This window comes from Microbacterium sp. BK668 (genome assembly GCF_004362195.1).
Lineage (GTDB): Bacteria > Actinomycetota > Actinomycetes > Actinomycetales > Microbacteriaceae > Microbacterium.
In genome coordinates this window covers 1,912,738-1,937,440 of sequence record NZ_SNWG01000001.1, presented here as the reverse complement: position 1 = coordinate 1,937,440, position 24,703 = coordinate 1,912,738, and the positions used below count along the sequence as shown (strand labels likewise).

Sequence of the window (24,703 nt, the reverse complement as noted above, 5' to 3'; positions counted from 1 at the left end):
ACAGGCGACACCTACATATTCACCGTTCACGTTGCGCCGCGGAACGGACGCAGTCGCTCGATTGCTGTCGTGTTCACGCCCTCACCGACCCCGAGCGGGGCGGTACTCAGCAATCAGCTCCGGGACTTCTTCCTCACCAATCCCCTCAGCGCAGAGCTGTGGCTTGTAGCGCCGACATTCGCTGCCGATGCCCTCCGCGCTGCACGCGCCTCGGCGCCGTTCCGTGAGCGTCTGAATCACACGGCCACTTTGGATGCCGTGAGGCTCGTCACGTTCGATGCGGCCGGAGTTTGGGAGGAGATTGACCGGGCCGAAGGGACGGATGAACTCGTTACCCCGGACACGGTGGAGGCGGTTCGCACCGAGGGTCTGCGCATCATGTTCCGCGAAGGGCACGGCTTGTCCGAGGCACATGCCGGCCTGCATTATCGCAAGCCCAGCGGAGCGCACACACGATTCTTCCTGCGAGCCGGGCCGGTCGTTGCGCGCAGCCCGCTCGCTCACTTCGTCGCGACTTCGCTTCTGCCGTGGGCGTCCACAAGAGCACACGACCGCATCTGGGTAGACACGAGTGCCATCGCCGCTGTCGGGTATGCGCTGAGTGCGCTGCTGTCCATGTTTGAGGACAAGCCGCGGTTGGTGCCTGTTGACAGTTTTGGCGGTTACGAGCGCCTGTCTGACAACCCACCCGACCCCGTTGACCAACCGCTCGTCCTCATTTCCGCGAGCACGTCGGGCAACCTCGCCCGTGACATTCACGACAAGTACGGCATCGCGCTCGACGACATCATGACGCTGTTCTACGTCGGCGTGGAGACGCTGGACACGGTGCTCTGTGACCTCACCCGGCGGGTACCCGAGGACGCCGACGAGTACAAGGTCGACCCCATACCCTCATGGAGAGACCCTTGCCCGTTGTGCGACGAGGGACTGAGTACAATCGCGCTGGCCGGCGAGGAGTTCGTCCCAGAGGCCGCACGCGCATCCGTGCGAATGCTGAAGGCCGTCTACGCCGGCAAACACCTCAGTTCGTTCGTGCGCCGGTTCTACAACACTGGCGCCATTCGAGTCGCACGCGCCTCCGACGCACAATCCGGGAAGGCGCGGACAGTCAGCATCGACCTTCGCCGCGCGCTCGCCGAGAGCGCGGAGGTGCGTGCCCAAATCGAGAAAGACCTTAAGCGTCAGTTGCCGGCCCAGGTGCGCTGGATTGTGACGCTTGGCGACCCGGACTCGAACGCAGTTGCCGAACTCGCGAAACAGGTAGCACTGGAGGCGGGGCTCGCGCGGGTGGAGATAGTCGGCACGAGCGAACTCGACAGCCGTCAGGAACTCGGCGATGGACACGCGTTCGTTGTCGCGGGAACGATCGCCAGCGGGCGCGCACTCCTCAACGTCAGCCGCCAGCTGCGATATCTCCACGACGACCACATCCACTACTTCGTCGTGTGCGCAAGGCCGCGTAGCGAGGCGGCATGGAAATCACTCACCAGCGATCTGCGCTGGGGTGAAGGCCCGGCCTTCTATCCGCTCCATAACGTCTGGTTCGTCGAGTCGGAGCCGGACCGCGGCGAGGACAACCCCTGGCTGTTGGAACTCGCCGCACTTCGGGTGGTTCACGCGGCGCTGCCCGACGCGCATCCGGATTCTCTGGACGACGGCAGCTTGGACGCGGTGGCACAACGCATCGATGCGCTGAGTGACGAGAGTTCGGCCGAGGCCCTCGTGCTCTTCCCAGCCTCTGACCATGGCGGTGCCTCTACGGAGCTGACGCTGAACCCGAACTTTGCCTTCTGGAAATTCAGGTTCGAGAACGTCCCCGGTGAGCCCACGCAGGACGAAGTCTTCTTCACCATGGCGACCGTCCTGCACAACTTCCGCTACTCCGCAGAGGGCCGCTACGCGCTGTTTAGCCTGCCCGGACACGGCTATGTGCTCGACCCCTTGAACTTCGGACGGTTTAACGACCCCGTCATCCAGGGTGCGATACTCCGCGCGGCCAAAGGCGTGGAACTGGACTACCGAACCCACGTCGAGACAAGCCGACAGATGACCGACGAGGTACTGCATCTCCTCGCACATCACGCCGATATTAGGTTCGGCGGGGCATCTACCGAGTTCGCCTTGTCCGTCGCGCGAGGACTCGCCGACTTCGACTCTCCTGGAGCACTGCGGCTCCATCGGAACGACATCGCGCGGCTCGCTGAAGTCGCGCCGTCCATCTCACCGCGCGAGGCACCGCTACTGAGTGCGCTTCTTCGCTACATCGCGGCCCGCAGCGCCAGCTCGCTGTGATGCCCTGCTGCATGCGCGTTCGGGCGCTGGACGGAAGCGGAGCCGCCGCATCTGGCGGACTATCCCGGTCTAGACCAGCTAGCCCGAACGGGTCACGAGCACGGAATGCAAACGGAACCCTCCGCGGGGAGCGGGACTGAAGGGATCGGTGGACAACTGTCGGCATCGCGCCCGCAAGTGGCGTCAGCTGTTGCCCCACCTCAATCCGAGGCGTTTCCGCGGCAACCGGGCTCTCAGCGAAGGACTTCAGCGATACGCAACCGGAGCCCTTCGGGTGGACGAATCCCCTAGTAGGCGCCGTGCGATGGGCAAACGCGCATCGGTTGCAGCGGCCGCCAGGGCCCGCCGGCCAGCGCCAGTGCGCTACGCGGGTAGCACGGCCATGATCGCCCGGCGCAACTCCGCACGGACCGAGCCGGCAGTTTGTCGAGAGACAAGCGCCACGCGGCGTGAGCTTCCTGTCCCACCGTGGTCGACGCTTAGCCATGCCTCGATCCACGCAAGGGCTTCACTCGTCGTCATCCCCTTGGCTACCAGATCGGGAACAGAGTCCCCGATGAGGTCAGCTTCGTCGAAGGGTCCCGCCGTCGATGTCTCGAGGCGGGACGTTGGGACGACGATCCGTGCGTTGTGGTGGATCCAGCGCTGCAGGAGCAAATTGACGCCATACGCCGAGAGAATCGCAACTCGCTGACCGCTCTGCAGTTGCTGGGGCTCCACGATCTGGATGTCCTGGAATTTTACGCGGACTGCTCCGCTACCTTCCCCTTCTACCTCGGGAAGGAACATCGCCTTGAAATGTCCCGTCGACCAGTCGTTGGGGATGTTGCTGGCGACGGCTACATCCCCGACAAGGATCCGTGTCGCCAGACTGCTCCCATTGCGGAAGGCGCACGGGTGCTGCAGCACGCAGACGAGATTCTGCCCGTCGAGACGCATAAGATCCCCCGTGAAGACGGGCCTGTCGCGCAGTTCGTCCGCCTCTTCCCCGCGGGCGAGATACAGGTCTTCCGGAGACGCCGGAGTCTCCAGGTCGTTCGCTGTCACGCCTGCGCAGCGACCTTAATGGAGACGACGCCGTCGCTTGCGAGGAAACTTTCGAACTGATCGTCAATGAGTGTCGAACGCCAATCGGCGTCGTACTCATCAAGTATCCGATCGACTTCGACCGCGGGAGCGGTGTCATCTGCAATCAAGAGCAGAACCAGATCGAACCGACCCTGCGCTAGGAGCTGGAGCCTCGAGATCGCGACCCCATCCTTGACCGGCATCTCCAACCACGACGCTGGATCGCTGACGAAATGCTCTCCAAGAATGTCGAGCATTGCGACGATCCGCGCAAGAGCGAGCCTCCTCGCGCCGCTCATGCCCTCGCCACGACGCCACTTTTGCACTGCCGGCACTGTCACGCCCGCCAGCTTCGCGACATCGCGCCACGCGAGCCCCGAGTCGCTCAGCACGGACAGCAGCTCGACGCCGTCTCTCGCCGCCGCTTCCTGCTGGCGAGCATCGAGATCCTCGACCAATGCGTCACGCCGCATGGAGGCCGAGCTCTCGTGTAGGTCGCGCACCTGGCGATGCAGTACCCCGATCTGATCGACGAAGTAAGCCGAACGTCGAGTCTGTGGCAGTTCCGCAAATACACCTCGCTGACCTGTTCCAGACACCATCAGGTCGGTCATGCGAACACTTCCTTCCTAAGTCGATCGGTAATGAAGCTCTCGAAGATTTCCTTCATCGGTGCATGTAGTTTATCGGCGAGACCGACGACACCCGGTGAGGTGACCGCAGGCAATTCCTCCCCGTCCGTGATCTCCCAAGCCGCGTCGGTATCGATCAAGAAGTAAGAACCGGGCGCCGGAAGGTTCGGCCGAATCAGATTCGGCGCACTTGTGACTGCTGGGGGTCCGTCCATGGCGCCATAGCGCACTGTGATGGTCTCTCCCCGATCATGTCCCCCGTATTGCACCACCGCCTGCTGTTGCTTAAGTTGTAGCTCACTACCTGACGACTTGACCCGAGGCGCCAAGAGCGACGGGTCGAGCCAATCAGCCCAATCGGGTCGGGAATTGTTCGGTACGCGAACCTCGTCAATGATGCGGATACCGAGCCTGACGAGCCCATCCATCGGTGCGATGTCCTGTCGAGCCGATAGTCCAACTTCGAGGAAGCGCTTGAAGTCGCTCCAACCCTTATAGTCGGTGGTCTCGATGATCGTCGATGTGGTCGTGAACGTGACGCACGTCCGCCTGCTCCGGGTCATGAACTTGACGAGTTCTTGTTCGCCCCCATCTACGGGTCGGACACCAGCCGGTCCGAACTCCATCGAGAAGCCGCGCGTTCGCTCCGTCGCGAAGAGCGGCAGAGTCGATTGCACTGCCCTCTTCAGAGAAAGGATCTCCGCCCGGGTGAGGGGAGGGGACTCCGGGCCACGGAGTTCCACGATTGCCAGAGCGATGGGAGCATTGGGATACGGCGGCGTAGTGCTCATCACTGCGATGCTACTGAAAGAGAAACCAAAAATACAACCGTCGCTTCTCTCAGCAACGTGATCAGCCGCGGGACGCTCACACCGCTGGAGATAGCGTCGGACGATGCGGGCGGTGGCGAGAGCTACGGAAGAGGCGTGCGCCAGGAGAATCGAGGACTCTTCATCGCCCGAGGTGGGCTCTACATGCCTAGCCCGCGCCCCCGCACTCGGCGCCCCAACCACTGGCCCCGTAGCCATCGTCGCCTCCCGGTTCCGCGCCGCGCGACGCAGCTCCGCCTGGGCAGCGCGCACAGCATCCTGCATCGTCAACTCCGGCGTGCCGCGCTGCATGGACTCGGCGAGGCACTCGCGGGCCGCGGCATCCGTCCGCGCGACGACGATCGCGACGTTGCTCAGCCGACCGCGCGTGAGGCCTACGTAGAGTCCCGCCGCATCGACATCCGGCCCGACCACCGACGCAGCGGCGGTGTCGCCCTGCACGCCGTGGACGGTGGACGCGTAGGCGAGTTGCAGGTGCTCGCGCGCGTACTCGGTGAAGACACGCCTCACCTCGCCGCTGTCGCTCACGGAGATAAGAGGCACGTACCCGTCGCGGATGTCACGCACGGTCCACTGGGCGCGATTCTCGAGGCCCGTTAGCCGGTCGTTGCGACGGGTCTGGACCGTGTCGCCGACGAGGATGCGCTGCTGCCCCATTCCCCATGAGACGCGGCTGTCGAGCTCTCCCTCATCGACTCGCCGCTGCTGGATGGCGTCGTTGATCGCGTCCGCCTCAGCATTCGTGCCGGATACCAGCGTGACCCGCTTGCCGCGCGCGTGCCATTCGAAGTATGCGTCGATCATCCGCTCACGCGCTCCGTCGAGATGATCGACCCGGTCGACGTGACCCTGGTCGGCAAGCTCGCCCGCAACCGCCAGCGCACGCTCGCGATCACCAGCATCCCGGAGCCGCAGCGTGAGCGCCGCGTAGTCGGGATCACGGAACCGGTGCACCGTGTCGAGCTCGACCGCAGCGTTCGCGTGCCGGATCGCGGAACCCATTGCGCCCGCATGTCCGACCGGCAACGCCTGACGCGTGTCACCCACGAAGGCCAGCCCGACACCCTGCTCGATCGCGAGATCAACGAGGACGTTCGCCGTCTGCAGGTCGACCATGCCGGCTTCGTCGACGACGATCCGATCGTGAGAACGCAACACGTAGTGCGTTGGTCCGCCGTACACGGCGCCCATGCTGGGATCTAGTTCACCCACGCGAAGCCTGGTCCACACCTTCGCGCCGGCCTCGTCGGTGCCCCATCGGTAGCCGTGACCCGAGAGCAGGGCATGAATACTGGATGCCGCGGCCCCGACCTCGCGAGACGCCACCGATGCCGCCTTCCGCGTGGGAGCAACGACGAGCATCTGCCGCCGATGCGAAGTGAGCGCCCCGAAGGCAGCGCGCAGCATCGTCGTCTTGCCCGCGCCGGCGGGGCCGGTCACCGTCACGAGCCCGTCCGTGCCCGCGATGGCGCACGCGGCAACGCGTTGCGACGCGTCCAGTGTCGACAGCTCCTCGTTCCGTGCGAACCGCTGCAATTCGCCAAGCAGCAGGGAGCGCCCCGGCCGGGCGAGCACGTCTAAGCGGCCGGCGAGACGCACCTTGGCGCGTACGGTCTCCGTCGCCATGAACGCCTTCACGTGTGCCGGCGGATCATCCGTAACGAGCCGATGGGCGGAACGCGTGGCACGCTCCGTGATCTCGGTGATCACGCCATCGAGCCGGTCGCGCTCCGCAACGACGCCGGTGCGCGAGAGCGCGCGTATTGCGCCGGCGCGGATGTCGAAGATGCTGAACCTCCCGCCGCATGATGTGGACCGTTCGTCCGCGTCGACGACCGCCTGTGCCGCGAGCAGATCTAGGGCGACGGCATGCGGGGCTGTTGCAGCAACGGAGATGGCTGCGCGGGGGATGGTCAGATCCGGATCGATCGCTGCGATCTCGTCGTGGACGCGCGCCTCCCACAACGCCTCATCGAGATCTGTCGGCTTGTTCGGACGCGATACCGCCCACGCGCGCCGATCGATCTGCTGCAGCACCTCCGAACTCGGTGCAGATCCGTTGTGTGCCGCCGACCACTCCGCGGTTAGGCGCGCGCGGTTTCCTTCGATTTGCGCCGACCGACGCGAGACGCGTCGGATAGCGCTGGCGAGTTTGGCGATCTCGCCAGTGTTGTCGAGCGTGTATCCGTGCCGGGCGAGCGCGGCGATCCAGGCGGGATCGGTGCGGGTGGCGAGCTCGCCCTCGGCGTTGACGACGGTGTGCAGTTTCATCGCGACGCGCGAGTCGAGGTTCGACCACTTGCCGTCCACACCGAGGACCTTGATGTTCAGCCAGAGGTGACGGTGGATGTGCGGGTCGAGCGCGCGTGAGCGCCTATGCCGCAGCTCGACCACTTCGATGCGGGTGATCTCCTCGCGGATGAGCCCTCCGTGCCCGCGCCGCGCGTTGAGCTCGGTCTGCCACGTGAGCAGGATGCGGTCACGCAGTCGGTCCTGCAGCGCTTCGAACTCGGCGGCGAGTTCGGGATGTAGCAGCGCGGCGATGCTGTACGACTTCGGGTGGTTGAGTGTCCCGTCGAGCAGTAGGTCGGCGTCGGGGCTTAGCCGCTGATGGCCGCGCTCTTCCCCGGTGATCGGGTCGTGTCCGGTGAGCCAGACACGAAGGCCGCCGGCGGTGAGCTCGTCGCTGCCGATCCTGCCGCTCGCGACGATGAATCGCGAGACGGTCGAATTGGATGCCGCACTGTACGCTTCGAGCGCGTCAATGCTGGGGGAGTGCTGCAGGTGAGCATCGGAGATGCCCTCGAGCGCGTAGCCGATCGCCTGTCGAACCCCTCGGGATTCGACCCCTCGCTTCCAACGCTCGAGGCCTCCTCGCATGGCGTCAGAATAGGCTGCGTTTTCTGCATTATCCAGGTATTTTTGTAGTCTGAAGGTACGTGTAGGAGAGTGCTTCTGAAAGGTGCCGCGCACCATGGGTGCCTGCGTGCATCGCGTACATTTCCTGCCTGGATCGCGTGGACGAACCGCGTGCATCGAGCCGGTTGCGCATCACGCATGATCGCTGTGGATCGAAGTTCGACGGGTCAGAGAGCAGTAGGGAGATTCAATTGCACGTCCGGCGGCTGCTCGACAGTCGATCGCGAGCACGGAGACAGCGGTCGTGTCGGGTGCACGACCAGCTTCGACGAGAACCCAAGCGCTCTTCGCTAGCAGGCCGAGCACCGCAACGCCGGCGCGGACTTAGTGCGCGGCTCACTTCGAAGGCGCTGCGGTCGCGATGTCGCGGATCGTCTCGGCGACGCGGAGAGTGGCCGCCTCGGAAGGCTCGTGTTCCCAGACCCGGACGACAATCCAACCCGCCGCGGTGAGGAGCTCGGTGGTCTCGGCGTCGCGGCGGCGATTTTGATCGACCTTGCTGGCCCAGTAGTCCGCATTGGTCCGTGAGATCGTGTGGTGGGCGGGGCATCCGTGCCAAAAGCACCCGTCCACAAACACAGCTAACCGTAGCCTCGGAAAGACTATGTCAGCCGTGCGTCGGAGGTGCGCCAAGGGCCGCCGATTCACGAAATACCGAAACCCCATAGCGTGGAGTCCTCGACGGATCGCCATCTCGGGGCGCGTGTCGCGCCCGCGATTGCTACGCATGGAAGCGGCAGTGGCGGGCGAGGAAGCCCACGATTTGCGGTCGACCATGGGACCGACGGTACTTCGACGATCGCTTGCCCAACAACCCTGAGAGCCCGCACTTGGAACCGCTCGATCGTTTGCCAACCGCTTCGAACCGTGGTTTCCCAGCCGCTTCGAACCTTGGTTCTCCAGCCGCTTCGAACCCTGAGAGTCGATCGCGCGTGACGGCCCGGAGATCCCGGGCCGTCACGCGAGGTGGACGTCAGTCCTCGAGCTGCCGAGCGAGCTTGTCGTAGTCCGGCATGACACTGAGTACCGCTCGGGCTGCGGCACGCTGACCGCTGGCGATGCTCAGGTCGGGGAGAGGCGCGCCGGCCTTAGCCGCCTTCTGCGCTTCCTGATCGAGCATGAGCAATCCAACCCCAACTCCGACGGCGTATCGCTCGCGCGCCTGCTCTTTGCCCTCATCCGTAAGCTCGGCGGCGCGCGCCTGAACATACGTCTTCAGGGGTGAGAACGTGCGGTTGAGGACGACCGTAGGAACATCGCCCGGGACTCCGGCCAGATCTTTGTACTCCGCACGAGTTGCCGCCAGATCGGCCGCGGAAACCATCTCGATCGCTCCGACAGTCGCAGGAGTCCACTCACTGCCCTCATCCTCATCCGACTTCCAGATCAGTGCGACAAGGCCGCCCCCGGTGGGTCCGTTGTTACCAGTGTCACCGCCGCTCGTACCGCCCGAGCCGGGCCGCGGCCGAGTCTGATCAATGACCTCCATCCGAGTCACCCACTCGAACTCAGGACCAAGTCCGCCAGAAGACTTCGGCCATTGCGCGATCTTCGCGATCAGATTGAATGTGCCGAGCGCCGCGCCGTCAGGAACCGAAATCGACACCCGGACGCGTCCCCCGCGAAGTTCGCCGATCGTAATCTCATCGGCTCCGATATCGGGATGATCGCTTCGTAGAGAAAGCGTTGCGCGACCAGTCCCGCCGAGAAAGCCGTCTTTCGCGTTGAGCTTGAAGTAGACACCCTTCACGGCACCCGCGACCGCCTCGACGTTCTCCGGGCCTTCGAAATGGGTCGGATCCTCGTAGAGCCTCTCCGGCGGTGTGGGTTCGGGCGTCCTCGACCCACGGCCACCCCCGCCGGACCCGTTGCCGCCCAGCGAGAACCCCTTCACCTTGAGAGCTCGCGCGATCTTCTCGGCAATCGCGAGGGTAGGTCGGTCGTTGTTATCGCCGGTGATTGCTTCCCGAATGAGTGCTCGGTTCGCGTCCGCGAGCGCCGGCCAGTCAGCGAGGAACGCGGAAATCTCCGCCTCCAACCGAATGGCAGCGGCGCTGCGCACGAGCTGCGCGCGATCTGCCGTGAAGAGCTCAGTCCGGACTTCGACGGGAAGAGCATCACTCTCGACGACGATCAGCACGCGGTCGTAGAGCTTATTGAGCCGCGACTTCAGCTTGAATTCCTGAGGCGTCCAGTGAGAGTGAACCTGCCCGTTCGATGTGATCATCAGAGCGTGGCCGCTGGCCACGTAGTTGCGGCGTTCGCCTCTAGTGCCCGGCTTCGAGAAGATGCGGAAACGAATCGGCAGGTGGTACGTTTTACCCTCAAAGCGGAAGGGCAGAGTGTCGTTCCCTTCGGCCCCTTCGGGTCCGGGATTGTCGTTGAGGCGCCGCTCGAGCCCATCCAGGATCTCGTCGCGGCCCGCGCGAGTGATGTTATTTCGGTACCTGATGGGAAGCACGGGCCTAAAAAGCCGAGTATTCGTGACGGTGTCAAACGACTTTTCGTCGCCGGAGCGTCGGCCGAGGCCCTCGGTATCGAACCCGATCAGGGCGAGGTGGGTGCCCGGCTCGAAGGCCGGGTACGAAGCTGACGCGGCCGAAAACGGCACTGCACCAGGCCAACTCGAAGGGTCATCCTCATCCCATACGGCACTAGTGAGATAGAAGGCGTTGACCGTTGTGCGCTGACGTTCCCATTGAACTACAGCCACCGTGATTCGATCGCTCTCTCCCTTCGCAAGGAGATCGGGGTGACGTCGACTCACCAGTACGACCGCTTGAGCATTGCGGTAGGTCGTCGCACCGCCGAGCCCGAAAGTGCCCTGCTGCCAGTCGGAACCATCCTTGTGCTTCGAGCCGACCCGGAAGATGCTCTGCGGGACGGCCTCAGGCGTGATGCCGCAGCCCTGGTCGCGCATCACGAGTGTCACCCGCTTCTTGTCCGAACCCGCGCCGGCGGCATCAATAGTGACAGACGAGTAGCTCGCGACTTCTCGCTTGGGCATGCCTCGGGTGAGGTCCTCCGCCGCTTCGTGCGGAGTCCGGTACGGCACTGCGTCGCGCGTTCCGAACCGGCGAAGCGCCAGCAGCTCAAGCACGGCATCCTGCATGTTCGTGGCGACCTCAAGCGATTTGTGATCGTAACTAGCGCCGCTGCCCGTAAGAATGCCTTGGTTGTTCCAGGTGTTGCCGAGCGGTCGCTGATTCGTCTTGCCGACCGCCTTAGCGATTAGCTTCTGAACCGCGTCGGCTTCCTCGAGCGTGCGCGCAGAAAGCGCACCCTCGACGATCTCGTGATGCTGACCATTCATTCGTTTCCTCCAAAGAAGTTTTCATCGCCCAGCGCGGTGAGGCTGTACCGTCCATTTATCTGCTTCGGCTCCAGTAGTCCCCATTCGCGAGCTCGAGCGATGTACCCGGCCGAGTTTGTTGACACCTCGTTAGGCGTCCAGTCGGCCCAAGCGCCCGATACCCGCTCTAGGACCTCCGCGCGAGTAGCTCCCGACCTTCCCACGCTGCGAATCACCGTTCGCCAAGCCGCCCAATCGGCAGGAGCATGCGTCTGGAGATAGCGAATAAATGCGTGGGCCTGGGACTTGGTGTGAGGTTCCGACACCGAGATCCCTGTGACAGCGGCGCAGAGCTCCCAACCTGTGTCAGTGATCGCGACGCATGTCCCCTCATTGGCGTCCTCGACGAGTCCCACCGCGCTCCATTCGAATAGGGGTCCCCTGGTGTTGAACCCACCATCCGCTCGGGGGCTCGCCTCGCCGATCGCAAACGTGCGGAACGCAACCTCGGAGGCCTTTCGCTTCTCGGGATTGGTGGGAAACAACGCCGTTCGCTTTACCCCTGATTCCCGCTCCAGCAAGGTCAGCTTTTCACCGAAGCGCCAGGCCTCGCCGAGGATTGCGCGATAGAAATCATCGAGCGACATCGGAGCCTCGGCTGTCCAGCGAGCGAGCCAAGACAGGGCCCACAGCGACGGGAAGTCCCGATTGTGCAGCCCAAACAGCGGTTTGCCCTCGGGTGTACCGAGGTCGAGAGCCTTCGGGACGGCATAGCCGCTGGGAGGAAAGACGAGGGCGGTGTCGGAGGCCTCTCCCATCCGCTCGTCACGCGACGCTTCATGGTGCTGAGCGCTCGGAAGGTGGCGAACCGCGACGACCGTCTCCACCGGCTCGACGCCCGTCAGTGTGAGCTCGAGGATTCGTTCCCGTATGGCGTCGATGATGAACTCACCGCGGGTGGCGAAACCCCCGATGCCTTTGATAATCACCTCGTCCATGTCGTGTATCAAGTCGATCGGGAGGGCCACGCGCATCACGCGCAGTTCGCGTCCACTTTCAACCACTTGAACACCGCCTGTATCGGTCCATACAGGTACTGTATCACCATATCTGGCGCCTGCGCAAGACTGTATTTGACTATATTTTGATGTCGCCTGCTTAACGGGATATATTCGCCTACGAGCCCCGGCGCCACCGCCAAGACGTTCGGAATCAGCCGGGCGGCCAGACCTGTGGGATGAGCCGAGCTGTGGGATCTCGAGAAGTCGGAGTGCCAGCGGCCGAGCGGGTACTGCAGGCATTGCGCGCCGTGACCCCCCTTGCTGACGGGGCCCCCGCAGGACGCGGCTGATCGGCTGCCATATCCGGTCGGACGCCTGTGTGCGCATGGCGTTCGTGTGTAGCGCCGGCAAAGCGTGACGCATACCGGGTCGCGTCGGCAGGAGGGTGAGGCCGCTAGCTTGTCGCGAGAGCCACGCTCGGATGGTGGCTTTCGGACCAGCGCGATAGGGCGCAACGCCTTGCGCAGGAGGGGCGGCGCCGTGCCGTGCGTGGCCGGAGCTGACGCTCAGGCGCGGATCACGCAAGCACTGTGCTGAGGCGACGCCGCGTGTTCGAACAAACGCACACCGCTGATAACTTCGGCGGGTGGCTACGTGGCAAGGACTGGAACTGTACCCTGACGACGGTGATGCATGGACTGACGTCGATTCGCCGCGCGCCCAGCTCAGCTTCCTTGAAGGTGGAGACCTGGAGCTCGCGGCGACGACGAACCCGCAGCAGAACTCGAGAGCGCGCGCCCTCCGGCGCCGCAGGAATGCGTTCAGATTGCACCTTGACCCGTCCGCCTCCAGGAGCGGCGCTGAATCGGCGGTGTGGAAGAGCCTTAGCAACATCGAGCCCGAGCCCCCTCGCGAGCTAGCGCCCCTCGTCGATTGGTTCTACAGCGAAGATGAATCGCGGGAACGCTTTCGGTGGGCACTGCGAGACGGGCTTGACGAACTCCTCGACGGACAGCGCACCGGCCGCTGGGCGTACCAGCACCTATCGCCGACCGAGAAGGCACACCTGGGCACAGTGGTCGAAATCAACCTGACCAAGGAATTCGATCTCGAATCTGGTGAGCTGCTGGATTGGCAGATCCGCGGCATAGAGCTCGATTGCAAGTACTCCCAGACTCTCGGCAACTGGGAGATTCCATTGGAGATGTATCGCTGCGACGATCACGGCGACCGTCAGGGAAGGTCTGACTTCCCCGCTCTGCTGACGTGGCTGAGCGACGACTCGAGCGAGTGGGCGGCCGGGCTGATTACTGTCACGGACAAGCGCTTGCGATGGATGACGGACAAGACGACTGGTGCGTGGCGCCGTGTCTACAACGCGGATCGCAAGCGGCGCCTATCTGACGCAGCAGCGAAAGACATCTTCTGGCTCTGGGGCGGCCGGCAGAGTGACCTTCCGCGCAACCTCCTTCTACACATGAGTCCGGAGGCGCGTGCTCGCGTGTTCGCCAACGCCCGCTCCGGTCAAGCGCGAGTGAACCAGCTGTTTCGAGAGGTTCAGCAGCAACTAATTGGCCGCCAGACCGTCCTTACCGTCGCCCAGCAAGACGACGCACCGAAGCGTGCGCGTGACGCTCGGCCACACCTCCGACCGGACGGGATGCTAGTGATTGGGCATGAGCTGGCCCATCAACGTGTCGCGCGAGAACTCGGTCTGCCCGCTCCCGCTAAAGGCGAATGGATCAGCGTACGGGTAGTGCCCGTCAACGAAGCCGATACACGGAAGTTCACAGTACTGGACGGCAAGCGGTGGGCGAAGGCTCGCAACGATGATCCCCCCACCCCGGCGCCGCTGCTCCCTAGGACCCTCTGAGCTTGACGAAGTCCGGTGCGGCCATATCGACACCCGACGAAGAAGCGGGTTCGTGTCTGAGGTCTTGCGTACGATCGCTGTATGACCTCCGCGCTTCGTTTGATCGACCTGTTCGCCGGATGCGGTGGGATGACCGTCGGGTTCGCCGAAGAGGGGTTCCGACCGATCCTTGCGGTTGAATGGGACAGGGCGGCGGCTGCCACCTACGCCGCCAACTTCGGCGAGGACCACGTGATCGCGGGCGACATCGCTGGCGTTCCCGATCACATCATCCCGGCAGCCGACATCGTGATAGGCGGCCCCCCGTGCCAGGGGTTCTCCAATCTCGGCCTCAAGGACATCAATGACCCTCGCAATCAGCTGTGGCGCGAGTTCATGCGGTTTGTCAAGATATCGAACCCGAAGGTTTTCGTTATCGAGAACGTTGATCGATTCGCGAAATCACCTGAGTTCCAGATGCTGCTCGCGGAAACCGAGCACGGCGCACTTCGTGAATACGAACTGCAGCACGCGGTGCTCAACGCCGCCGATTATGGCGTTGCCCAGCGGCGCAAGCGGACGATCATCATCGGATCTCGTGTCGGAGTGATACCTCTTCCGGAACCAACTCACGCAAAGTCTCCGACTCCGGGATCCGGCCTCCTGCCGTGGAGGACCGTACGCGACGTCATTGAAGGCCTCCCTGCGGACCCGTTGACAACTGAGCTACCAGCCCGATCGTCGGTTCACTTCGGTGAGGCAATGCCCGGCGAGTTCGTCGGCGTCGAGCTTCACATCAAGCGTCGACCTACCGAGAAGAGTCTGCGCCGCTACAGTTTCGTTCCTCCCGGGGGCGGCCGCTTCGACCTGCCGGTCTCGCTACTGCCCACGTGCTGGGTGAATAAACCAACCGGCACGACTGACGTCATGGGGCGGCTCCGCTGGGATCATCCGTCTGTCACGATCAGGACTGAGTTCTTCAAGCCAGAAAAGGGGCAGTACTTGCACCCGCAATGGGAGGCTGGCGAGTGGGATGAGGAGCACTCGCGGCTCCGAGGTGACCCGGCGCGGTCGGTCGATCGAGTCATCACGCACTACGAAGCTTCATTGATTCAAGACTTCCCGCGTGACTACCGATGGGTGGGAACCAAGATTCAAGTCGCTCGCCAGATCGGAAACGCGGTACCTTCGGGTTTGGCGCGCGCAATCGCCCGTCAGGTCAAGTTCCACCTGGCCGAGGATCGCGGCATAGCCGATCGAGCCGCCGCGCTCGCGGTCGCGTAAAGCGAGCCGGATCCCTCGCGAGTCCACGGCATTTAGCGCGGAGCGTGCACCACGAAAATGGTGACCTCTCTCCGCCGGAGTCGGCGTACCCAATCCTGATCGGCCGGGTCGAGCGCCAGCAACTCTGCTTTCGCAGCAGGGAGCCTCACTGCGGAGTGCCGGCTGGCGGGCGATGACCGGATCAACCTTGCAGGACGGACTTGAAGTAGTGACGGAGATCTGGATCGCACACGTAGATGTATGTGCCTCGGATACCCCGCGTAAGCAGAACTCCGTAGATGTTCTGGATGAGGGCGAGGAGATCTTCGTTCGTCGTTGACCGACGGAGTTGTGCGAGGTTCTCCTTCCCCTTCTTGTCGCGGTAGGCGTCACGGTCTACGACAATCTGTCGCATGACCTCGTCGTACCGGAGGTCCATGCCGATTATTACGCCGGCGTAGTTGAGGTCATAGCCCTGCACGGTATGGATCGAGCCGACTTCATGGGTCGAGCTGGGCGAGTTGATCCAGTCCGTGTCGGTGCGATTCCAGGTGAACTCGATTCCCTCGAGTTCGAAGTCGAAGCCGGGCTTGTTGCCGCGGGTCTTCCAGTCCCAGGCGTAGCCAGCTACAAGTCGGGCGAGGCCGGCTTCGCGGTCGCGCTCGCAAATCGCCTCCTGCATCTCGGTGATGCTGTCAAAGAACCGCAGGTCGTACTCGCCGAAGTCCGGTCGGCCCCCTACGCGAAGCTCGCCCTGAAGAAGCTGGCGAATGAATCCCACGTAGTCTGCGTCCGCGTTCACCCGCATCTGCCTTGCTAACGGAAACCACCGATGCAACTGCTTTGCATCGGCAATCTCGGCGGCGAGCGTCTCGCCCGGGAGGTCCGCCGGCCGCACACCTTGGCGCTCGTCGATGAGCAGGATTTGGTGCGTGCTCTGGGCGCGGATCCAGTCGAGCTGGGTCTTGCGGAGGTCATCGGACCCAAAGAGTCGTTCGTTGATGTCCGCGAAGTCGCGGTTACGCATACCCGAGGATTGGTTCGCGCGGCGGTTGAGCCGGTGCGTCTCGTCGACGATGAGGAGGTCGAACGGCATGGACGACTTGCCGACGTCGAACGGGTTCAACACGAGGTCCTCACTGACCTTCGGCGTCTTCTTGAACACCTTCTTGATCGAGTCTCGAAGCGACTGCTGGGGTACGACCAGTCCGACCCGGACGCTCTTCAGTAGCTCGCGGTTCTCAGGGACGAAGAACTCTGAGAAGAGGGAGTCCTGCTCGATCTCATCCGTGTCGTCGTAGTCGCGGATGTCAGCCAGCAGCTTCATGAGGAAGATCGCCACGATCGTCTTGCCCGTACCCGGATTCCCCTGGATGACGCTGGTCGATCGTGTGCCCGTCGCGAGATCCGCGAGCAGCGATTCAACGATCTGCTCGACGGCGATTGCCTGCTCTCGAGTTAGGACCTTGAAAGGCGAGAGCTTGAAGAGATCGCTGTTCTCGATCTCGGGGATGCTGCGCTGAAAGATCCCGTCCGATCGCAGCTGCTCGAAGATGTCACGAAAGCTCTCGCGGTACTGGTCGCGCTCGTAGTACCGCGCGTCGATGATGCCCTCGTTTCCGTTGAGCACTGTGAAGTGCCCGTCGCCGGCGAGCCAGCGGATGAGGTGCGACTCGAGGTCGAGACACGCCGACTTGTTGAACGTCTCGTCTATGACGACACGCACCCGGCGGAACCCTGCCTTTGATGGATTCGGGATGTGCTGACGCAGGCGTGACACGGCGCTGACCGTCTCGCCGACATAGACAGATGGCGCATCCGGGGACCCGGCGCTGTCGAGAACGTAGACGACAGGCCAGTTCGTCCGCCGTTCATCACCGGACGCCCAAGTTGAGATCGCGGGTGTGGTGAAGTCGAGCCGTTCGATCTCAAAGGGCGTCATACTTCGTGCTCCGCCCTCTCGATCGATCGGCGGGGTACTTCGAGCCTGTTACCGCGAGCTTCTGGAGGACGATCTCGTCCAGGTCGATTCCCAGTTGAGCGGCGAGCAGTGTGCAGTATGTGACGACGTCGGCAAGTTCATCGCGTACGCGAACCTCGTCTGCATCGTCGCTCCACTGGAAGCACTCGAGCAGTTCGCCAGCCTCGATCGAAATGCTCTTCGCGAGGTTTGCTGGCGTATGAAATTGGGCCCAGTCGCGCTCGCGCACGAACTCCGACAAGGCTTCACGAACTCGCTCACTCGTCACGGTGTGAAGGTATCGCACAGCGGCCTCCCCTCCGACAATCAGCCGTTCCAGCGATCGGGCGCGGCGTATGCTCGTCGTCGAGCGGCTGCTAAGCGACGCGCGCCAGCGCGGAGTCTGCAAGGAGTGAGCGGCGAGAACGGAGGCGCGACCGATCGCTACACTCTCGGCGTCGGAGGGAGGCATCCGCTCCAACCTGACGCCAATTGACGACGTCTTCCGTCATCTATCCACATCCGTCGTCGGCCGCGTTGACGGCATCCGAGCAGTGTTCGAAACTGGCTCGATACCGACCATCGAGCCGGTATGAGCGGAGGTCGAGATGGGCACCATCACCCCGTACGAAACGGCGAGCGGCCGCCGCTACCGTGTGCGCTACCGCAAGCCTGATCGCACCGAAGGGCAGAAGCGCGGCTTCACGACGATGCGCGAGGCGAAGCTCTACCTGTCCATGGTCACCGTGTCCAAGTCGAAGGGCGAGTAAATCGACCCCGTGGCGTCCCGGGTGCCGGTCCGGATGTTCGCCGACAGCTGGCTGCGGTCGAAGCAGCCGCCGATGTCGAAGCCTTCGTACTACATGACTTTGGAGCGGGCGTGGAAGAACCACGTCGCTCCCGTCTGGGCAGACAGGGAGATCTGGTCGATCCGGCGGTCTGAAGTTCAGGATTGGGTGTCAGAGCTCGCGACTGCGAAGACGCGTACGGTCGTTCTTCGCGCGCTGGGAGTCCTCGCCGGCACCCTCGATGTCGCCATCGATGATCGGCGCCTTGCGAGCAATCCGGCGCGACACATCCGCAATCTCCCTCGGAGCGGACCGGGCAAGCGCCGCGTCTATCTCTCGCATGACCAGGTGGCGACGTTGGCGGCGTGCTCGGCGCATCCGACGATGGTCCTGACCTTGGCCTACACCGGCCTGCGGTGGGGTGAGGCGACGGCGCTGCGCGTGCGCAGCGTGAACCGGCTGCGTCGGCGCTTCGTGATCGAGGAGAACGCGGTGATGATCGCGTACGAGATCCACGTCGGCACGCCCAAGACGCACGAGAAGCGCTCGGTGCCCTACCCGGGGCGCCTCGCTCCGATGATCGAGCAGGCGTGCGCCGGCAAGGGGCCGGAAGGGCTGCTGTTCGGCGACGGCGTCAACCACATGCGCAACTCAGGCGCACAGGGATGGTTCGCGAACGCCGTCCGCCGCGCGCAGGCTGTGGACCCATCGATCCCACGGCTGACGCCCCACGATCTCCGCCACACCGCCGCGTCGCTCGCGATCAGCTCCGGCGCCAACGTGAAAGCCGTGCAGCGGATGCTGGGGCACGCGTCCGCGGCCATGACACTCGACACCTACGCCGACCTCTTCGACGACGATCTGGATGCCGTCGCATCGCGCCTCAACGACGCCATGCCGCTCGTGGCGCTGCCGTCGGGTCCGCAGACTCGCTACGCCCGGCCGCATTGACCGCCGCGCTCCTACGCACGGCGCTCGGTATCGCATCTGTTTGCAGTTGAATCTCGTTGCTAGAGATCGATAGACGGGCTGTTCATTCTGTGTGGGATTATTCTCAGAGAAGAAATCTGATCAGAGAATAATCTGGGAGGAACCATGGACGACCTCCTCAAGGCACTCCTGCAGCGCGCCGCAGCCTACGACATCGAGATCCTAGACACAGGGCCGCTCGAGCAGGGTGAGTCTATTACCCTCGCGCGTGTTAGACGGCAGACGCAGTCGCAGGAGTACCTCACGCTACTGAGTCCCCACATGCAGATGCCTGACTCGTACACGCAGGCTCGCTGGACAGCCCACCCTCTTCTGGTGATGGGCGCCAAGATCACTCCGCGCAACGCCGACCGCTTTCGCGATCTGGGGATCAACTTCATCGACGCCAATGGGAACGCCTACTTCGAGTTTGGCAACGTGCTCGTGGATGTCCGTGGGCGCTCCGGCGATCCTCTTGCGACCGAATACCAAGCTAGACCGAGCATGTCCAACCTCTTCAGCCCAAAGCGTGCCCAGGTCATTTTCGCGCTGATCTGCTGGCCCGACATCCTGAACGCGAAGCTGCGACAAATCGCCCAGGTAGCTGGCGTCTCGGTCGGATTCGCACAGCGCACTCTCGCGGACCTCGAGATCGCGAACTACATCGAGACGGGCACAGGTGCACGCGGCGGACGGCGTCTGAACGATCTCGACGCGCTCATCGACGGATGGGTGGCGTCGTTCCGGGGCACGATTGGGTCTCCGGACAAAACCCGCGCCTTCCGTGGGGACTTCGACCCTCGTCTCGTGTCCGATGAAGGTCCCGACATCTACATCAGCGGCGAGGCCGCAGCCGACTGGCTTAGGGGCAACAAGACATGGACGCTGTACTGCAACGAGATCCCTCGAGAGGCGGCAGCCGCTGGGCGTTGGGCGGCACGTGCGGGCGAACCGAACATCTTCGTCCGGCCGATCTTCTGGAACGAACCCCCGAGCCTTGACATGAAGCCGCGCGTCCGGACCGCTCCACCACTACTCGTATACGCAGACCTCGTCACATCAAACGACTCGCGTCAACGCGAAGCGGCCGACTACCTTCGCTCCGAGCATGCTGACCTTCGCGCCCAGTGACCTGCGCCAGCTCGATGACGTCGGCCTGGTCGTCGAGGACCTAGTCAGGCTGGCCGACATCGATCCGAGCTGCATCATGCTCGTCGGTGCCCGCTGCCGGGATGCGCTCCACGGCGCACTCGGTCAGACAAGCGCCAACACCGCGACGCAAGACCTCGATCTGGGAATCGCGCTAGCCGACTGGGCCGCGTTCGAGCGCGTCGAACGTGCTTTTCGTCGTGTTGGTAGCAATGGCATTCGCTACCTAATCTCGGGAGTTCCCGTCGACGTCATGCCATTCGGCTCACCCATCGAAGACCCAAGCGGGATATCGAGCCCCGCAACAAGGACGGAGGGTCTCGTGGTGTTCGGTTTCGAGGACGTGTTCGCTCAGGCCCTGCTGATCGATCTCCCCGGCGCAGGCCATCGGATCAGGATCCCTACGCCCGCCGGCTATGCGGCGCTAAAGGCTCGGGCCTGGGTGGACCGATCGGTCTATGGCGAGCCCAAGGACGCGATCGATTTTGGCCTCATTCTCCGCTGGTATGACGATTGGACCGAGGTGCAGGACCGGCTCTACGGCGACCAGCTGAACATTGCTGAGCGATATGAGTTCGACATGCCTCTCGCGGCGGCGCACTTGCTCGGATCTGATGTGCGCGCGAGCCTCGCCCCGTCGAATGCTGACGCCTTGGCGCTGGCATTCGCGGGCTCGGATCTCCTAAGGTTTGCATCGCACATGGCGGTGCAACCGAAGAGCCAAGATCGCCAAGTCGAGATTGTAGGGGCATTTCGAGCGGGTTTGGAGGCTATCGACGTGTCTGTGGCGTGACCTGCTGCGTCGTAGCTCTAATTCCCCAGGAAAGCGGTGATGATCGTCTACGAAGTCGGCACGCCGAAGGCACACGGGAAGCGCTCGGCCTGCTTGCCCCCACCAGCTCGTCGACGAAGATCGGGATGCGGTCGCGACGCGAGTGAACGACCAGATGCCGCTGGTAACACTGCCGTCAGGTCCGCAGACCCGCTATGCCCGACCGACGTAACGCCGGAGAGCAGACTGCTCAACTTTTCGGCGAGGCTCAGGACGTCAGAAATGCTCGATTTCGTCGTTCTGAGGCGTCGAACGACGCTCCGCGAAGGGCGTCGAATCTGCCTCGGTTTTGGCTCGTAGCAAACTCGAATGCGGCCAAAATGCGGCCAAAACGCACTCTGACTGGTCTGACCACAGAAGAAATACCTGGTCAGAGAGAAAAAGAGACTGTGCCCCTGGAGGGACTCGAACCCCCAACCCTCTCCTTAGGACGGAGCTGCTCTTCCATTGAGCTACAGAGGCTGACGGCATCCATTCTAGGCGGCGCACTCAGACGACCCGCGCCAGGCGGCTACTCGTCCCGAAGCTGAACGACGACTTTTCCGAGGGCATGGCCCTCACCGTGATAGGCGAGCGCGTCGCGGATCTCCTCCAGCGGAAAGACCCGGTCGACGTGCACTCGGATGTCCCCGGCGAGGATCGAGTCGGCGAGCGGCGTGAAGTGAGCCGGCCCCTCCCGCACGAACAGAATCCCCAGCCGGGTTCGCGTCACCGCACCCACGACCGTTCCGACCGTCAGCAGCCGCGCCATCGTGCGCGCCGTGCCCCCCACCATGAAGTAGCGGCCGCCGCGCGCGAGCGCGCGCCGCAGCGCGAACACCGACCGGTGCGCCACGAGGTCGATCACGAGGTCGTACGGGCCGGTGCGCGTGAAGTCCTGGGTGCGGTAGTCCAAGACCGCGTCGGCCCCGAGCTCGCGCATGAAGTCGAGCTTCGCGGCGTTGTCGACGCCGGTCACGTGCAGGCCGGCCGCTTTCGCGACCTGGATCGCGAACGAGCCCGCACCGCCGCCGGCGCCGTTGAGCAGCATCCGCTCCCCCGTTCGTCCGCGGGCGACCGCCTGCAGCGCGATCGCGCCGGACTGCGGGATCGTGGATGCCTCGACGAACGTCAGCTCGCGCGGCTTGAGCACGAGCGCCGACGCCGGGGCGACGGCGTACTCCGCGAAGCCGCCCATGAGCTGCAGGTTGTCGCCGTAGACCTCGTCACCGACGCGGAACGAAGAGACGTCGGGCGCCACCGCGACGACGCGGCCGGCGATGTCCGAGCCGAGGACGTGCCGTCTCGGGGCGAGCAGCCCGCCGATCCGGGCGTACGCGGGACTCCCGTGCAGTCCCTCCCAGTCGCTCAGATTGATCGAGGTCGCGACGACCTCGATGAGCACCTGACCCGCTCGCGGCGTCGGCGCCGGGATCTGAGCGATCCGCAGGCGGGACGGCGGACCGTAGGCGTCGTAGACGGCGGCTCTCACGCCTCAGAGTCTGGCGCACACGGCGGGGCGCGGCATCCACCCCTCGCGATCAGGAATCCGGGCCGCCGTCCGCGCGCTCGGCCGCTTCCCGAGCTGCGCGGGCCTCGCGCCGGGTCTGGGGCGGACCACCGGCGCCGACCACCGCGAGCTCTTCGGTCCTCGAGGCGTTCGGCTCGACGAGCGCCCCCATCTCGTTCGCCGCGCGCTGCGCCTCGAGGGCGGCCTGCTCGTCGACCGCCTCCTGCAAGGCGGACTTGTCGCGCAGGGGCGGGGTGCGGAAGAAGAGCGACAGAACGAAGGCCACGAGCACGACCCACATGGCGACCCAGTACACGGTCACCGCCGACGCGTTGAAGGCGACGAGCATCGGTTTCGTGAGAGCCGGCGCGGCGCCGAGCAGGAACGAGGTGTCGTTGATCGCGGAGTCGTCCGTCGCCGACTCGCCGCCGCTGTCGGCGAAGCGGTCCTGAAGGGTCGGGACGACGGATGCCACGAACGCGGCCCGCTGGTCCGGGTCGGAGAAGTCGAGACCCACGGTGCCGTCGTCGGCGATGCGGGCGACCGGCACCTGCTCCTGGATCTGCTGCACAGCAGCCTGCTGGGCTTGGGCGACGGCCTGGGCCGTCGCGGCCTCCTGCGCCTCGGGCGGGATGGTGCCGGCAGCTACCTGCTCAGCGATGTTCTGAGTCGCGGCGAAGGTCGCTTCGGAGAGCCCCGCCTGGATCTGAGCCGTCGTCGCCTCGGTGATCCCGCTGATGATCGGGGCGTAGATCCGCTCCATGATCGCGGCATTGGCCGGATCGTCCGCGATGTCGGGATCGAGGGCGGCGTCGAGGGCCGACGTGAGCGTGTCTTCGTCGGCGAAAGAGGTCTGGATGTTGGCCGGCATCACACCGAACATGAGCGAGAGCAGCACCGCCGTCCCGAGGGTTCCGCCGATCTGGCGGAAGAACGTCGAGGAGCTCGTGGCGACCCCCATGTCGCGCAGGCCGACGGAGTTCTGGCTCGCGATCGTCAGGGTCTGCATGAGCTGACCGAGGCCGAGCCCGAGGAGGAGCATCGCGCCGGCCATGAACCAGTACGAGCCGTCGTACTGCAGATGCGTGAGCCACCAGAATGCGGCGGTCATGAGTGCGGTGCCGAGGATCGGGAACATCCGGTAGCGCCCGGTGCGCGCGATGATCTGGCCGCTCCCGATCGATGCGATCATGAGGCCGAGGATCATCGGCAGCATCTGCAGGCCGCTCTCGGTGGGCGTCGAGCCGAGCACGAGCTGCAGGTAGAGCGGAATCGTCAGCATCGCCCCGAACATGCCGAAGCCGACGAAGACCCCGATGACGGTCGCCATCGAGAAGGTCGGCGAACGGAAGAGCTTGAGCGGGATGAGCGCGTCATCCTTCATGCGGATCTCGGTGATGATGAACGCCACGATGCCGATCGCGCCGATCGCGTAGCAGAGGACGGCGATCGGCGAGGTCCATCCCCACTCGCGGCCCTGCTCGGCTACGAGCAGCAGGGGCACGAGGGCCATGATGACGAAAGCGGCGCCGAACCAGTCGATCCGCACGGAGTGGCGGGGGTGCTTCGGGATGTGGAGGAACCGGAGCACGATCGCGAGCGCGAAGAGCCCGATCGGCACGTTGATGAGGAAGATCCAGCGCCACCCCGCGATGCCCAGGATCTCGTCGGTGCCGGCGAAGGAGCCGCCGATCAGCGGGCCGAGGAGGCTCGAGACCCCGAACACCGCGAGGAAGTAGCCCTGGTACTTCGCACGTTCACGGGGCGCGAGGATGTCGCCCATGATCGCGAGCGGCATCGACATGAGTCCGCCGGCGCCGAGGCCCTGGACGGCGCGGAACGCGGCGAGCTCGGTCATCGAGGTGGAGAAGGAGGCGAGGATCGACCCGATGATGAAGATCACGATCGCGAAGATGAAGAGCGGCCGCCGGCCGAAGATGTCGGAGAGCTTGCCGTAGATCGGCGTCGAGATCGTCGATGTGATCAGGTATGCCGTCGTCACCCACGCCTGCTGACTGAGTCCCTGCAGGTCGTCGCCGATCGTGCGGATGGCGGTCCCGACGATCGTCTGGTCGAGAGCTGACAGGAACATGCCCGCCATCAGGCCGAAGATGACGAACAGGATCATCCGGTGCGTCATGACGGGATCGGTGCGCGCTGCACCGCCGGTGCGTGAGGCGGCGACGTCCGACATGGATTCTCCCCAAGAGGTCGTTGGGCTCGGCGACTCCCGCGTCGTCAGTCTCGGCTCATCGTAAACCCGCAGATCGGCGGGAGGGGCGGACGACTGCGCGGCCGAGATGACAGCGAATGGATGCTTCGCCCCGGTGTGCTCCCGGTGTGAGAAGCCTCCGAAGCACCTCC

At 64.2% G+C, this 24,703-nt stretch carries 17 protein-coding genes and 1 tRNA gene; 7 read left to right on the top strand and 11 right to left on the bottom strand.

Features of this window, described 5'->3' with window-relative positions; translation table 11 throughout:
* Positions 1–69: 69 nt before the first annotated feature.
* The gene (locus EV279_RS08595) at positions 70–2,295 is read left to right on the top strand and encodes a hypothetical protein (protein WP_133542591.1); all 2,226 of its coding nucleotides are present in this window, start codon (positions 70–72) and stop codon (positions 2,293–2,295) included.
* Between the two features lie 363 nt (positions 2,296–2,658).
* Here EV279_RS08595 and EV279_RS08590 read toward each other — a convergent pair whose 3' ends face one another.
* From EV279_RS08590 to EV279_RS08565, 6 genes are all read right to left on the bottom strand, one after another.
* A complete protein-coding gene (locus EV279_RS08590) occupies positions 2,659–3,342 on the bottom strand; it encodes a hypothetical protein (protein ID WP_133542589.1) in 684 nt (227 codons plus the stop codon).
* Positions 3,339–3,977 (bottom strand): transcriptional regulator, encoded by a 639-nt coding sequence (locus EV279_RS08585; RefSeq protein ID WP_133542588.1) that lies wholly within the window; start codon positions 3,975–3,977, stop codon positions 3,339–3,341. Before EV279_RS08585 ends, EV279_RS08590 begins: the two co-directional genes overlap by 4 nt.
* The gene (locus EV279_RS08580) at positions 3,974–7,801 is read right to left on the bottom strand and encodes a TIGR04255 family protein (protein WP_166644489.1); all 3,828 of its coding nucleotides are present in this window, start codon (positions 7,799–7,801) and stop codon (positions 3,974–3,976) included. Before EV279_RS08580 ends, EV279_RS08585 begins: the two co-directional genes overlap by 4 nt.
* Before the next feature lie 279 nt (positions 7,802–8,080).
* Positions 8,081–8,521, bottom strand: a complete 441-nt coding sequence (locus EV279_RS08575; protein WP_133542586.1) for a very short patch repair endonuclease — start codon at positions 8,519–8,521, stop codon at positions 8,081–8,083.
* Between the two features lie 196 nt (positions 8,522–8,717).
* Positions 8,718–11,057: an ATP-binding protein gene (locus EV279_RS08570; protein WP_133542584.1), complete on the bottom strand. Its 2,340-nt coding sequence runs from the start codon at positions 11,055–11,057 to the stop codon at positions 8,718–8,720.
* Positions 11,054–12,100 (bottom strand): ribbon-helix-helix domain-containing protein, encoded by a 1,047-nt coding sequence (locus EV279_RS08565; protein WP_133542582.1) that lies wholly within the window; start codon positions 12,098–12,100, stop codon positions 11,054–11,056. Before EV279_RS08565 ends, EV279_RS08570 begins: the two co-directional genes overlap by 4 nt.
* A gap of 583 nt (positions 12,101–12,683) precedes the next feature.
* On the opposite strand from EV279_RS08565, the gene EV279_RS08560 reads away from it, so the two are divergent.
* Positions 12,684–13,910, top strand: a complete 1,227-nt coding sequence (locus EV279_RS08560) for a NaeI family type II restriction endonuclease (protein WP_208109502.1) — start codon at positions 12,684–12,686, stop codon at positions 13,908–13,910.
* 81 nt (positions 13,911–13,991) lie between these two features.
* Positions 13,992–15,173 carry a DNA cytosine methyltransferase gene (locus tag EV279_RS08555; RefSeq protein ID WP_133542580.1) on the top strand — a complete coding sequence of 394 codons (1,182 nt, stop codon included), beginning with the start codon at positions 13,992–13,994 and terminating at the stop codon, positions 15,171–15,173.
* Between the two features lie 181 nt (positions 15,174–15,354).
* Here EV279_RS08555 and EV279_RS08550 read toward each other — a convergent pair whose 3' ends face one another.
* Together EV279_RS08550 and EV279_RS17040 are read right to left on the bottom strand one after the other, a co-directional pair.
* A complete protein-coding gene (locus tag EV279_RS08550; RefSeq protein WP_133542578.1) occupies positions 15,355–17,094 on the bottom strand; it encodes a DUF2075 domain-containing protein in 1,740 nt (579 codons plus the stop codon).
* On the bottom strand, positions 17,081–17,401 hold the full coding sequence (locus EV279_RS17040) for a nucleotide pyrophosphohydrolase (protein WP_243728498.1): 321 nt from the start codon (positions 17,399–17,401) through the stop codon (positions 17,081–17,083). The genes EV279_RS08550 and EV279_RS17040 overlap by 14 nt, the downstream gene beginning before the upstream one ends.
* A gap of 319 nt (positions 17,402–17,720) precedes the next feature.
* On the opposite strand from EV279_RS17040, the gene EV279_RS17035 reads away from it, so the two are divergent.
* From EV279_RS17035 to EV279_RS08530, 4 genes are all read left to right on the top strand, one after another.
* A complete protein-coding gene (locus EV279_RS17035) occupies positions 17,721–17,882 on the top strand; it encodes a hypothetical protein (RefSeq protein ID WP_243728497.1) in 162 nt (53 codons plus the stop codon).
* A 33-nt stretch (positions 17,883–17,915) separates the two neighbouring features.
* On the top strand, positions 17,916–18,851 hold the full coding sequence (locus EV279_RS08540) for a site-specific integrase (protein WP_279526926.1): 936 nt from the start codon (positions 17,916–17,918) through the stop codon (positions 18,849–18,851).
* Between the two features lie 144 nt (positions 18,852–18,995).
* Complete coding sequence (locus EV279_RS08535; RefSeq protein WP_133542574.1) at positions 18,996–20,000, top strand: type IV toxin-antitoxin system AbiEi family antitoxin; 1,005 nt, start codon at positions 18,996–18,998, stop codon at positions 19,998–20,000.
* Positions 19,978–20,811, top strand: coding sequence for a hypothetical protein (locus EV279_RS08530; protein WP_133542572.1), 834 nt, complete (start codon positions 19,978–19,980; stop codon positions 20,809–20,811). Before EV279_RS08535 ends, EV279_RS08530 begins: the two co-directional genes overlap by 23 nt.
* 429 nt (positions 20,812–21,240) lie before the next feature.
* Here the strand turns inward: EV279_RS08530 and EV279_RS08525 are convergent.
* The 3 genes from EV279_RS08525 to EV279_RS08515 form a co-directional block, all read right to left on the bottom strand.
* Positions 21,241–21,312 (bottom strand) — tRNA-Arg (locus EV279_RS08525).
* 49 nt (positions 21,313–21,361) lie between these two features.
* Positions 21,362–22,321 carry an NAD(P)-dependent alcohol dehydrogenase gene (locus EV279_RS08520; protein ID WP_133542571.1) on the bottom strand — a complete coding sequence of 320 codons (960 nt, stop codon included), beginning with the start codon at positions 22,319–22,321 and terminating at the stop codon, positions 21,362–21,364.
* Positions 22,322–22,370: 49 nt separating this feature from the next.
* On the bottom strand, positions 22,371–24,533 hold the full coding sequence (locus EV279_RS08515; RefSeq protein WP_243728495.1) for an MDR family MFS transporter: 2,163 nt from the start codon (positions 24,531–24,533) through the stop codon (positions 22,371–22,373).
* Positions 24,534–24,703: the final 170 nt, after the last annotated feature.